This is a genomic window from Frankia tisae (assembly GCF_025403405.1).
GTDB classification, from domain to species: domain Bacteria; phylum Actinomycetota; class Actinomycetes; order Frankiales; family Frankiaceae; genus Frankia; species Frankia tisai.
Genome location: NZ_JANEZT010000015.1, coordinates 25,468 through 37,872 on the forward strand (window position 1 = coordinate 25,468; position 12,405 = coordinate 37,872).

The following is a 12,405-nucleotide window of genomic DNA, read 5'->3' on the forward strand; positions in this document are numbered from 1 at the left end:
GTTTTGAAGCATGCCGCCAGGGTTAACGACCGTGCCGGTCCGCGTCCTTGGTGACGATTCGTCGCCCGGTCCGAGCGCGCCTCCGGATCAGCCGAGTTCCCGCAGCGCGGCGTTCTGACCGCCATCTGCCCGGCCCGACGGATTCCACGGGTCGTCGCCGTGGTGCGGCAGCCGTCCGAGGTCGGAGTCCGGCCGCTCGGAGTCCGGCCGCTCGGAATCCGACCTGTCGGCTGGGCGCGCCGCGCCCTCCAACTCGTCCACGGAACGATTCGCCGCCATCCGGTCACGCCCGAGGGCGGCGATGCCGGCGGCCACCATCACCATCGCGACGACGAACGCCACCCGCTGGGCACCGTCCGGGGCCGGCTCGCCGAACAGCGTCAGCCCCAGGGTCACCGGCAGGAAGGCGGACACGCCACTCGTCACCGGGAAGGCGATCACCGCGGCCCGGCCCTGCAGGCCGCGCTGCTGAAGGCCGAGCGCCAGCACGGAGAACAGCACGAGGACGTACGGCGTCGGCGTGGTGAGCAGGTCGGCGAGCGCGGACTGGCCCTCCCGACGGTCGTTGACCGCCAGGCCGATCTGCCGGGTCGCGAGGGTGGCGATGGCGTAGCAGACGCCGGCGGCCGCGCCGAACCCGAACGCCGCCCCGGCGATCATGTGCCGGGCGGCGGCGACGTTCGCGAAGAACGCGCACACCAGCGCGAAGATCAGGCCGAGGACGAGGAAGGCGAGCAGGACGTCCGTGCTGGCCGCGGCGCCAACCTCGGCGCGCCGGGCGAAGGCGTAGGCGAGCAGGCCGACCCCGGCGACCATCGAGCCGACGCCCAGCCAGCCCGTCAGGCTGATCCGCTCACCGAGCACCCGCTGGGCCAGTAATGTAAATATGATCATATCGAGGGCCATCACCGGGGCGACCATCGCCACCGGCGCGACCGACAGGGCGTAGACCTCCAGCAGGAACGAAGCTGCCTCGACGGCGAGCCCGAGCAGCCACAGTGGGCGCAGCACCAACCGGGCCAGCAGGCCCAGGCCCAGGCCGGAGCTCTCCTCCTCCCGCCGGGCGGCCCGCGCCTGCACCAGTGGGGCGACCCCGTAGAGGGCGGCCGACACCATCGCGGTGGGAAGGCCGAGTGCCAGCGCCCTGCTCATCCGCGCGCCATCCCGCTCACGGGTTCACCACCGACGCGTCTCACCAGTGGGCACCGAAGCCGATCTGCGCGAGGGCGGAGCCGAATGCCTGCTCCCACGCCTGCGGCCCGATCGCCACCCGGTCCGAGGGGGGCTTGACCCGGTCGAGGCAGGCAAGCGCGGAGCGGGTCAGCGACACCGGATCGGTGTTGGTGACCTCAGCGTGCCCGCGCTCGAGCTCCTTCTGCAGATTGTCCCGGCCATGCCCTGGCACGACGTCGATGAGCAGCAGATCCCGGCCGATCACCCGCGCCTCGCTGCAGGTGTCCCCGGAGGAGGTGACGACCAGGTCACTGGCGGCCATCAGCGCCGGGATGCGGTCGGTGAAGCCGAACGGGATGACCTTGTGCTGCCGCTCGGACAGGGCGGTCAGCCGCGCTGCCAGCGGCTTGTTGCGTCCGGCCACCGCGAGCACGTAGATTCCCGCCGCCGCCATCGCCGCGGCGCCCTCGACCAGTGGCCCGAGCCCCCAGGAGCCGGACATCAGCAGCACGCACGGGGCGTCGGCCGGGATGCCGAGCGCCACGCGTGCCTCCTCCTGGCTCGGTGGGTCGTAGAACGGCTCGCGCACCGGGGTCGGCACGACCGAAACGAGCGCGTTGGGCGCGAACCGCCGCACGTAGCGGGCGGCGGTCTGCGAGGTGACCAGGTAAAGGTCGGTGTTGTCGTGCACCCACAGCCGGTGCACGCAACAGTCGGTGGAGAACACCGCGGTGACCAGGCCGGGGAACTCCGGCTTGACCCGACTGGTCGCCGCGGCGCCGGTGGCGAAGATGGAGATGACGAGATCGGTCGGGTGTTCGGTGAGCTCCTCGCGCAGCGCCGGGACGACGTAGCGACTCGACGCCCGCTCGATCGCCAGGGCCAGCCGCCCGCCGGTGCGCATCTGGGAGAAGTGCACGGCGTCGTAGAGGCCCGGCACCGCGATCATCCCGCGGAAGACCTTCTCCCCGCGGGAGCCGTTGCGCCCACCGAGCATGCGCAGGCTGTCGGCGGTCCGGGCGGTGAACCCGCGCCGGGCCAGCGATGCCCCGCACGCCTCGGCCATGACGTCGTGTCCCATGCCCAGCGAGCCGGACAGCAGCAGCGCCGATCCGCGGCGGGTCGACGCCTGCTCCGCCGCAGCCCCGGTGCGGTCCGCCGCGTCGGCGGCGGCGAACCCGTCGACGCCGTCGGGCGACCTGCCCGGCCGCGGCCGCGTCTGGGCAGGCCCACCACCGGCCCCGGCGAGCAGGGCCGTAGCCGCGGCCTCCTGCACCGCGAGACCGTCGATCACCGGTCCGCCGCGGACGGACGCCTTGTCGTCACCGTGACGTCCGGCAGCCGACACCGCCCCCGCCGGCCGGCCCTCCGCGGAGGGCCGGGTCGTGAGGGCGGCGGTCGCCGCCGGATCGCCGTTTTCGGATGGTCCGCTCACCGTGATACCGCCGATCTGCGCCATGGTTACTCCGAGGACGCTGCGGAGACGTCTAGGTCGTCGACGGGCTGGACGGCCTGTGCCGGGGGCCGCCGGTTTGCCAGGTACCACTCGATGTACTGCCGTACCCCGTCCGTGAACGGGGTGGTCGGCTGCCAGCCCAGCAGGTCAAGCGCCCGCTGCGCCGACACCTCCCGGCCCCGGAAGTCACCCGGCCGGGCCGGCACGTGCTCGATCGCCGTGCCGGGGAAGTGGCGGCACACTGCCTGCGCCATCTCCAGCACGCTGACCGCCTCGGCGCCCTCCAGGGCGATGGTGGCGTTCTCCGCCTCGGGCCGCAGCGCCTGCACGTGGGCGTCTGCGAGGTCGCGGACGAACACGTAGTTACGGAACTGCTGCCCGTCGCCGGCGACGGTGAGTGACTCCCCGCCGAGCGCCTTGTGGACGAACCGGGCCAGCACCAGCTCGTCGCGCATGCCGGGGCCGTAGGGGATGCCGTAGCGCAGGATCGTGAAGGGCAGCCCGTAGGTCTGCTGGTAGCTGTGCAGCAGCAGCTCGGCGGCGAGCTTCGTCGAGGTGTAGACGTGGCCGGCGCGCCCGAGCGTGATCTCGGCGTCCTCGGTGAGCGGCGCCGGATCTGCCTGCTCCCCGACCGCGCCGTAGACCCACACGGTGCTGGCGAACAGCACGCGGGCGACCCCGGCCTGCCGGGCCGCCTCGCAGACGTTGCCGGTGCCCTCGACGTTGAGGCGCACCGTACGCGCCGGATCGGCATAGGCGAAGTCGACGTTGGACATCCCCGCGACGTGGAAAACCGCCTCGACCCCGGCCAGCGCCGCGGTCAGCCCCGGCAGGTCGAGCACGTCGACCTGCCGGCTGGTGGCCCGCGGGTCGCTCGGCCGGGAGTCGACGTCGAGGGAGAGGACATCGTGGCCGGCGTCGAGGAGCCGGTCCACGACGTGGCTGCCGATGAACCCCGAGCCACCGGTAACGGCAATCTTCATGCTCACGCACACCCGTCCAGGTCGAGACTCGCCAGCGCGGCGGCGAAGGAGGTGACCACGTGGTCGGCCTCCGCATCGGTCATGTCGGAATGGATCGGCAGGCACACGTGCCGAGCGCACAGGTCCTCCGCGACCGGCAGCGAGCGGCCCGCGTAGTCGCTGAAGACGGGCTGCTGGTGCAGCGGCGCCTCGTAGACCTCACCGCTGAGCGAGACTCCGTGGCGTTCCTTGAGCTCCTTCTTCAGCCGCGCCCGGTCGACGCCGGGCCGAGGCAGGACGATGTACTTGTAGTAGTTGCAGACGTCGTCCTCGGGCACCTGCAGGCGGACGACACCGTCGAGGGCGTCGAGAGCGGCGTCGTAGCGGGCGGCCACGGCGGCGCGGACCGCCAGGAACTCGTCGAGGTGGCGCAGGTGCACCTTGCCGGTGACGGCGTGCATCTCGCTGAGGCGCCAGGCATAGCCCTGCTTGATGTGGGTGTTACCGAGGAAACCCGCCTTGCCCTGGTCGCGGTAGATCAGCGCGGCCTCGTGGATCGCGGGGTCGGCAGTGACGATCATCCCACCCTCGCCGCTGGTGATCAGCTTGGTGGGGTAGAACGAGAATGCGCCCGCCGCCCCGAAGGAGCCGGCGTACGTCTCGCCGTGCCGGCAGCCGTGGGCGTGCGCCGCGTCCTCGACGAGCAGGAGGCCGCGGTGGGCGCAGAACGCCACGAGTTCAGCGATGTCCGGCGGGATCAGGCCGCCGACGTGCACCAGGATGACGGCCCGGGTGCTGGGGGTCAGGGCCGCCTCGACGTCACGGGCGGTCAGCGCGAGAGTGTCCGGACTCACATCCGCGAAGACCGGGTTCGCCCCAGCCCGGAGCACCGCGAAGGCGGTTGCGGCGAATGTGTTGGTGGGGACGACGACGTCCGCACCCTGAACGCCCAGACTTCGGAGAATGATCTCCAGCGCGGCCGTTCCACTGCTCACGGCCACCGCGAACGGGGCCCGGTGGGCGGCGGCGAATGCCGCCTCGAATTCATCGGTATGAGCACCCAAGGTCATCGCACCGGTGGAAAGGATCTCGGTCGTGGCCGACGCGATCTCCGCGCGATCCTCCGGTGAGAAGACGATGCGCGCCGCGGGGACATGCACCTGTTCACCCCTGTCTTCCGAGTTATCCGTGTGAGCGGGCACTGCTCCGGATGCGCCGCATCACGGTGGCGCGCCGATACGCGGACCCCGGTCGCCCGGCACTGCGGCCCTGCCGCGATGTCGGGCCCGCGGGCATCCGCGAGACGGCGTCGCCGTGCTGCGGAACATCTCTGGCGGCCGCGACCCTCGCGACCCCACGGCCCCGGATTACGCCGGTCTCCCGCCGACGCGACCGCGCCCCCTCCGACTCGTCCGGTTGCAACGCCCAGCTTTGTCAGTACATGCCCAAAACAGGCTATCGACCCCGGTCGACGGCGCAGCTACGGCCCACACAGGTTATCTACGAAACATCTCACATCTGCCCGAACGTAGTCGAACCTGTCGGCAAAGCGACGCCAACTGTCGGACCGTTCATCTGTATCGCTGAAGACGCTCACTCCCGAGCGGACAGTGATTGAACGTGGGTGCCCCCTCCCTCCCCACCGACGAGCCGGACGCCGCCGGGTGCACGGAGCATCCTCGCGCCTCCGATACCCGCTGTGGCATTCGGTCACCCTCCCGTCACCCTGTCGAGACGGAGCGCGCCCGTCCGGACTGGGATGATCGAGCGGACCGGCGGGGCAGCGGGGGACACCACGCGGCGGGGATCAACCGGTCGAGTGTGCCCACCTGGAGAAGCTGATCGGCGGGGCGGGCCAGCGCCGCGGCGACCCGCGGGGGGTCGGGCCGGCGCGGCCCGCGGGCGCGGGCGACGACGTCGGGGCGTGGAGTGCAGCGACTCAGATTCACCCTGTGGGGGTGATCGGTGGCACGGCACCGGCCAAGGTCGGGATAGTGGAGCGACAGCTTCGGCATGCGCACTCTCCGCAGCCACCCAGACACAAGAAGTCCCGGCGAAGCCACCTCACCTGACGTACGGGGGGAACGCAGGTGGAGAACTTCACCGGGACTGGTGAAAGTGTACGACCCCCATCTGTCCGATGCGACAGGACCAAAGTCACTAGCATATGACTCTTGCCATACGGCACCACAACGTGCTGGACAATGGACCATTGACTATCGAACCGCGCGCTGAAAGCTCATCTCGCCACGGTCCGTGTCATACAACATCCAGTGGGACGGCTTGCCTCGGGCAGGCCCGACATTGACCACCAGCGTGGAGGTACCGGGCAGGCTCGCACCAGGCCGACGGGCGACCCGTGACGGGCCGTGTACCAGTACCGGCTGGCCTGGCTCGACGAGGAGCGCCCGGACGGTCGCAGCCGACCCCGCGAGCCGCGTCGCCGGGGCGTCCGCCGCATCGCCGCCTGACGCGGCACTCGACCAGACGATCTCGAACACAGCCTCCTGGTGAGTGTGCCCCACCACCACGACCGGCACCCGGGGGACGTCGGCGGCGACCGGCACCAGCAGGTCACGCCCGTCCACGGGGCTCTGCCCCGCCACCCCGGCCAGTTCGATCGCGCCGCCGGCGGGCTCGACCGGGCCGCCGGCGGGCTCGGCACGACCGGTCGTCCAACGAATCTGGTGGCCGTGCAGGCCCAGGACGCCGTGCAGGCGATCCCGCTCCGGTGCGTCGAGCAGCACGGCGAGGTCGGGGGGCACCTGCCCGGGCCGCAGCAGCTCTCGGATGCGCAGCTCCTGGTTGCCCAGCACCCGACGGATGCCGGCGAGTCGCGACCACAGCACCGGGTCGGGGTCGACCACCCGATCCAGCGGCCAGAACCGCGCGGGATCGTGCAGCCGGCGCGGGACCTTCGCCTCCAGGTAGTCGCCGAGGCAGACGATCTCGTCGGCCCCCGCCACCGCGGCGGCGGCGAGGATGCGCCGCAGGGCCTTCGGCCGGCCATGGAGGTCGGCAAGCACGGCATATCGCACCCCATCAGCATCCCCGGTCCGCCGCTGCGTCGCCGAGCGCTCGCCGATCCCCACGCCGTGCCGCCGCCGAACGTTCACCGAGCTGCGGCCGAACCGCCCGGCGAACAATCACCGCACCGTCGCTGGAACCGGCTGGCGCGGACCGGTAGCCGCAAGACGCCCAATGTCGGGCAATAGGTGCAAAGAAAGAACCCAATTGTAGCGGATGGCAATGCCGTCCGGTCCACCGTGGCCACACCGGGACCAGAAGGCTTAGGCTTTCCTGCGGATCGCGGTGTTCGTCGCACACAGGAATCAGCGAGGTGCTTGACTGCAACCCGTGCAGCGAGGGGATCCCCGCGGAGCGTGCCGACGGCCGGTTACGTCCCGCGTTTTATCGTCGGCGACGACCGACGGCACTTCGGCGAGACCGGCGACAGGCGATCCGCATGGTCACGCCCCCGGCCCGATCGAGGAGCTTTGATGGAGCTGACGGAGAACGACCGGCAGAGCCTCAACGAGGTTCCCCACCCGGCGCTTCCGCCGGGTAGCAAGCTATACGGCTCAACCAAGATCTTCCCGGACTACCAGGCCCGCGACGGCGAGTGCCACCTAACCCTCATCCACGGGATCGCGCACGAGTCGTCGGTCAGCTTCCTCGCGATACTGCAGGCCACCCGCGCCCTACGCAAGGGCTTCGAGTCCGTACTCTATTTCTACGGACCCGGCGCGATGAACACGATGGCGACCCGAGGATTTCCGCACACTGGCGATTCCGCGTTTCCGGGTGAGCACAACATCAATCATCAGATCGAGACCTTCATCAGGGAGGGCGGGAAGGTCTACGTCTGCCGGTTTGGGCTGTCGCTGCATGGTCTGCGCGAGGAGGATCTCATCGAAGGAGTAATACCCGCGCATCCACTGGACATCCAGGACTGCGTCATCGAGTATACCCGCCGAGGTGCGATCATTAATTCCACGTTCATGTTCTGACCGGCCGGATCCACCCCGGCGGCCCGGCCCGGACGGGCCGACCGGTGCCCCCGGCTGAGCCCACGACCTCGGCCATGCCTGGACGGGCATCGGCTGATTACCGCCGGTCCACGAGCCACCGGAGAGGATCACACCCGCGTCACAGCCCCGTCGCAGCGCGCCAGGTGATACATCGCCAATCCGACAACCTGCCCCGGAAGGGCCGGAACTCCGGGCGAGCGGTGTTGTATCAGGGTGGGACACGTCGCCGGCCGTCCGGCCGGCGGCCGAAGCCACCCGCCCACGAACCGAACGGCAGAGATCTGGGATGGAAGACGAAGCACCGGCCTGGTTCGAGGCCGCCATCGACAGCCGACCGCAGCGGAACGAGACCAAGGTCGCCGGCGCCACCATCAGCTACCGCTGCTGGGGTGCGGCCGGACGGCCGGCGATCGTCCTGGTCCACGGCGGTGCCGCGCACGCGGGGTGGTGGGACCACATCGCCCCCCTGATCCCCAGCGAGTACCGGGTAGTCGCCCTGGACCTGTCCGGGCACGGCGACAGTGACCGGCGCGAGGACTACACGCTGAGCATGTGGGCGGCGGAGGTCATCGCCGTCATCGATCATGCCGGGATCGCCTCGCCGCCGATCATCATCGGCCACAGCCTGGGCGGTTGGGTCACGATCACGACGGCCGCCGAGTACCCGGACCGGGTCGCCGGCATCGTCGTCGTCGACTCCCCCGTCCAGGAGTTCACCCCGGAGGAGCGGGCCGCCCGCGACCGCACCGCCTTCGGGCCGCTGCGGGTCTACCCGACCGCGACCGACGCCCTCGCCCGCTTCCGCACGGTTCCGGACCAGCCGAGCTCGCTACCGTTCATCATCGATCACATCGCCCGGGGGTCGATCGGCTCGGTGCAGGGGGGCTGGACCTGGAAGTTCGACCCGAAGGTGTTCGGCAACCGCACCCCCTCCCCGGAGGTACTACGCAAGGTGCACTGCCGGGTCGCGCTGTTCCGGGCCGAGTGCGGCCTGCTGACACCGGACATCGGGGTGCAGATGTACAACCTGCTCGGCCGGGTGGCGCCGGTCATCGAGATCCCGCTCGCCGGTCACCATGTGATGCTCGACCGGCCGCTGCTGCTGGTCACGGGCATCCGCACCATCCTCGCCGACTGGGAGCACTCCTCCCCTCAGGAACGCACCGACTGACCGACTCCGCCGGGGCTGATGCCCCGGCGGGAGGGTTGACCAGGATCGGACGGGTACATCTGCCGCCATGTCACGACGGCAGCGGAGATAGCCATGAATCCGTCCACCCTCCTGGGGCATCGCCACGACGACCGCCGGCGCCGGACCAGCCGACCGGTGCGGGAGGTCGACCCGCCCGAGCACGGCCCCACCTCCGTCCCCACCCAGGGTTGGCTCGCTGTCGCGAAGCGGGTGAAGTCGCAGCTCGGCATCCTGTCGATCCCGCTGCTCGCCAGCGGGGTGGCGTTCTGGGCGATCCTGTCGATCTTTCCTGCCGCCATCGCGGTGCTCACCGTCTACGGCCTGGTCGCCAGCCCCCAGACGGTGAGCGACCAGATCGCCGACCTGTCCGACTCGCTGGCGCCGTCGACCAGCGCGGTGCTGCGGGACTGGCTGAACGGCATCGTCTCGACGAACCACTCCGGGCTCGGCCTGGGCCTGCTGCTGAGCCTCGCGGGGGTGCTCTGGGCGGTTTCCTCCGGCACACAGAATCTGATCAAGGCCGTGTCCGTGGCCTTCGAGCAGGAGGAGACGCGCGGGCCGATCCGGCTGCGGGCGCTCGCGGTCGCGATGAGCCTCGGCGGCGTGGTCGTCGCGGTGCTGGTGGTCGGCGGCATCACCGCCGGCGGCTCCCTGCTGTCCCACCAGGTGTCCGATGCGACGGTGCGGATGCTGCTCACGGTCGTGCAGTGGCTCGTGCTGGCGCTGCTCCTGCTGGGCACGATCACCACCCTCTACCGCTTCGGCCCGGCCCACACGCCGGCGAACTGGCGGTGGGCGTCGACGGGGGCCGTCGTCGCTACCGTGGCGCTGATCGTCGCGTCGGTGGCGTTCTCGTTCTACGTGCGCGCCTTCGGCCACTACAACAAGACCTACGGCACCCTCGGCGGCGTCGTCATCCTCATGCTGTGGCTGTACTACGCCGTCACAGTCGTGCTCATCGGCGCGTTGCTCAACGCGGAGGCGGCCCGCGAGGCGACCGGCGCCACCGCGCCCGAGACCTATCCGGAGGCCTCCCCCGTCGGCGTGCGCCGCCCCTGGGACCGGCCGGAATCCGACGAAGACGATCAAGAAGACGGGACCGCCGAGGACCACCCGGCGGGCATAGCCCAACGGATCACAACGGGTATTCGTTCCCGGCACCACGAGAGGCGTGGTTAAGCAGCCCAAGGTGGGGAATTCCGCAGACCACACGTTGTTTCACGGGTGCCGCCACGCGGACGCCCCGCCAGGAGAACCCGCGAGGAGACCCCATGACGAGCACATACCGTCAGCAGCCGGACGTCACTGCCGATCCGTACCCGGAAGACACTACTGCCTACGTTGGCGGTGCCGGCGCCAGCGCGCCGGACGGGTCCACTCAGGTGCAGCGCACCCCGGCCGCGTCGGCCGCGGCAGCCCCGCCCTCGGCGGGTCTGCCCTCGGCCGCGCGCCACGACGGCGACGGGCACTCCGCGGGCCGCGGTTCGACCGGGCACCTCGTCTCCGAGGTCGTCACGGACATCTCCACGCTGTTCCGCCAGGAGGTCGCCCTCGCGAAGGCCGAGGTCCGCGAGGAGGCGAAGAAGGCCGGCAAGGGGGCCGGCATGTTCGCGGGCGCCGGCGGCGCCGGGTACTTCGCGCTGCTGTTCGCCTTGCTGGCCGTCATGTTCGGGCTGGGTGAGGTGATGGCGCTTGGCTGGGCGGCCCTCATCGTCACCGTCGTCCTCGGCGCCGTCGCGGCCGTGCTGGCGCTGAAGGGTCGTTCGACCGTCCGTAAGGTCCACCCGGCCCCGACGCAGACCGTGGAGACGCTGCGCGAGGACGTCCAGTGGGCGCAGAGCCTGCGCAAGTAGGCCCGGCTCGCTCGCAATCGCTCGCACAGCACGGACCCCGACAGCACAAGACCCCGACAACGCAAGACCTCGACAACGGCGCAGACCGCGACAGAAAAGGGCAGGTGGGCCAGTGACCAGCACGAGTCCGGATGAGATCCGATCCGACATCGAAGCGACCCGCGCGCGACTCGGCGACGATCTCGACGAGCTCTCCGACCGTGTCAGCCCGCAGAAGGTGGCCGGGCGCACGGCGCAGGACCTTCGTCGCCGGGTGAGCTCAGCGACCGAATCGGTACGGCCGAAGGTGGCCGCGACGACGGGCACCGCCACCGAGAAGGCTCGCCAGACCGCGGACCAGGCCAAGGCGACGGTGCGCCGCCAGCTCGACGCCCATCCGCAGGTCACGGCGACGGCGCAGCGAGCCCGGGAGACCGCCGGCAGCGCCGCCGGTTCCGCCAGCCAGACGGTCCACCGCCAGCTCGACGCTCACCCCCAGGTCGCGGCGAAGGTGAGCCAGGTGCGTGACACGGCGGGCGGGGCGGTCAACGCCGGCCGGCAGAAGGCCGCCGCGAACCCCAGGACCAGCGGCTCGGCAGCGGCAGCCGCCGCGGCGCTGCTCGCGCTGCTGCTGATCGTGCTGCGCCGCCGACGCCAGGGCGGAGGCGAACTCGACTGACGCCGGTCGCCGGGGATCCGGCCACCAGGACGCCCGGGCACGTGCGGGACTGACCCCACGTGCCCGGGCGTTGTCGCGCGGTGCGACGACTCAGGGCGGTGCGCCGCGGTCGAGACGGTCGGTGCGGTCGAGACGGTCGGAACGGCTGGTGGGTTCGGCGGGGTCCTGCGGCGGCGCCGGGTCCGGCACGCGGTACCGGATGCGCAGGTCGCGGATCCGGCTGTCCCGGTCGATGCGGATCTGTTCCCGGTCGACGTCGGCGTCGGCGAGGTCGGCCGCGACCCGCAGCGAGGTGCCGATCTCGTCTCGGCGCCGCACATACAGGCCATAACGGCCGGCGGCGTCCTCGGCGAGGGTCTCGGCGAGCTCACCGCGGCGACGTGCGGTCTGGGCGATCTGCTGGGCGTCGACCTCGTCCGCGGTCTCTCCCCGCCACTGGAGGAGCCGCTCCCGGCGCCGCAGCTCCGTCTGCTCCAGCGTCCGCTTGAACATCAGCGGGCCGAGATCGATGCCGAGCAGTAGCAGGGTCAGCACCGTCCGCCACAGCAGCACGGATCGGTCGGCGACCGTCAGCCGCCAGAAGGCCTTCTCCCGGATCAGCAGGTCGTCGGCGGCGTCGACGGTAGTGGCCTGCTGATCGCGGAAGTGCGCGCGGCGGGTCTCGCGGGACTGGTCGAAGGCGTCCAACCGGGCCTGGGCAGCGTCGCGCTGGCGGGTCGCGATGGTGACCGCCGCGGTCGCGGCGCCGAGCTCGCCCAGCTTGATCCGATACACCGGTCCCTCGCCGCCCAGACAGCCCTCGCCCCCGGTGAGCTGGCAGTTAACCTCGGTGGTCTTGCCGGTGACGAGGCCGTGGGCGCCATCCAGCGCGCGCTGGCGGGCGGCGAGGTCGTCGCGCAGGGCGCGCTGCTCGCCGAGCTGGTTGGCGTCCCAACCGCGCAGCACCCGGCCGAGATCCTCCTGCCGGATCTGGGTCACCCGCGGCGCGATCGACGGCGCGAAGATGCTCAGCAGCAGCGTCTCCCCGACGAGCAGCGCGGCGCAGACGGCGATGAAGATCCGCATGACGGTGGCCGGCCC

The 12,405-nt window shown here is 71.1% G+C and carries 11 protein-coding genes; 5 read left to right on the forward strand and 6 right to left on the reverse strand.

The window, feature by feature from the left end:
* Positions 1–87 precede the first annotated feature (87 nt).
* From NBZ85_RS02850 to NBZ85_RS02870, 5 genes are all read right to left on the reverse strand, one after another.
* Entirely contained in the window at positions 88–1,152 is a 1,065-nt protein-coding gene (locus NBZ85_RS02850; RefSeq protein ID WP_261553936.1) for a DMT family transporter, read from the reverse strand.
* 40 nt (positions 1,153–1,192) lie between these two features.
* On the reverse strand, positions 1,193–2,632 hold the full coding sequence (locus NBZ85_RS02855; RefSeq protein WP_261553935.1) for an MGDG synthase family glycosyltransferase: 1,440 nt from the start codon (positions 2,630–2,632) through the stop codon (positions 1,193–1,195).
* A gap of 2 nt (positions 2,633–2,634) precedes the next feature.
* Positions 2,635–3,612: an NAD-dependent epimerase/dehydratase family protein gene (locus tag NBZ85_RS02860; RefSeq protein WP_261553934.1), complete on the reverse strand. Its 978-nt coding sequence runs from the start codon at positions 3,610–3,612 to the stop codon at positions 2,635–2,637.
* 2 nt (positions 3,613–3,614) lie between these two features.
* The gene (locus tag NBZ85_RS02865; RefSeq protein ID WP_261553933.1) at positions 3,615–4,751 is read right to left on the reverse strand and encodes a DegT/DnrJ/EryC1/StrS family aminotransferase; all 1,137 of its coding nucleotides are present in this window, start codon (positions 4,749–4,751) and stop codon (positions 3,615–3,617) included.
* A gap of 1,056 nt (positions 4,752–5,807) precedes the next feature.
* A complete protein-coding gene (locus tag NBZ85_RS02870) occupies positions 5,808–6,629 on the reverse strand; it encodes a metallophosphoesterase (protein WP_261553932.1) in 822 nt (273 codons plus the stop codon).
* Between the two features lie 462 nt (positions 6,630–7,091).
* Between NBZ85_RS02870 and NBZ85_RS02875 the strand changes: the two genes are divergently transcribed.
* The 5 genes from NBZ85_RS02875 to NBZ85_RS02895 all read left to right on the forward strand — a co-directional run bounded on the left by NBZ85_RS02875 (position 7,092) and on the right by NBZ85_RS02895 (position 11,325).
* A complete protein-coding gene (locus NBZ85_RS02875; RefSeq protein ID WP_261553931.1) occupies positions 7,092–7,601 on the forward strand; it encodes an MSMEG_0572/Sll0783 family nitrogen starvation response protein in 510 nt (169 codons plus the stop codon).
* 307 nt (positions 7,602–7,908) lie between these two features.
* Complete coding sequence (locus NBZ85_RS02880) at positions 7,909–8,793, forward strand: alpha/beta fold hydrolase (protein ID WP_261553930.1); 885 nt, start codon at positions 7,909–7,911, stop codon at positions 8,791–8,793.
* Between the two features lie 93 nt (positions 8,794–8,886).
* Entirely contained in the window at positions 8,887–9,993 is a 1,107-nt protein-coding gene (locus NBZ85_RS02885) for a YihY/virulence factor BrkB family protein (protein WP_261553929.1), read from the forward strand.
* A 92-nt stretch (positions 9,994–10,085) separates the two neighbouring features.
* The gene (locus tag NBZ85_RS02890) at positions 10,086–10,667 is read left to right on the forward strand and encodes a phage holin family protein (protein ID WP_261553928.1); all 582 of its coding nucleotides are present in this window, start codon (positions 10,086–10,088) and stop codon (positions 10,665–10,667) included.
* A 112-nt stretch (positions 10,668–10,779) separates the two neighbouring features.
* Complete coding sequence (locus tag NBZ85_RS02895) at positions 10,780–11,325, forward strand: DUF3618 domain-containing protein (protein WP_261553927.1); 546 nt, start codon at positions 10,780–10,782, stop codon at positions 11,323–11,325.
* Positions 11,326–11,415: 90 nt separating this feature from the next.
* Here NBZ85_RS02895 and NBZ85_RS02900 read toward each other — a convergent pair.
* The coding region (locus tag NBZ85_RS02900; RefSeq protein ID WP_261561471.1) for a DUF4407 domain-containing protein at positions 11,416–12,405 on the reverse strand (990 nt) is incomplete at its 5' end.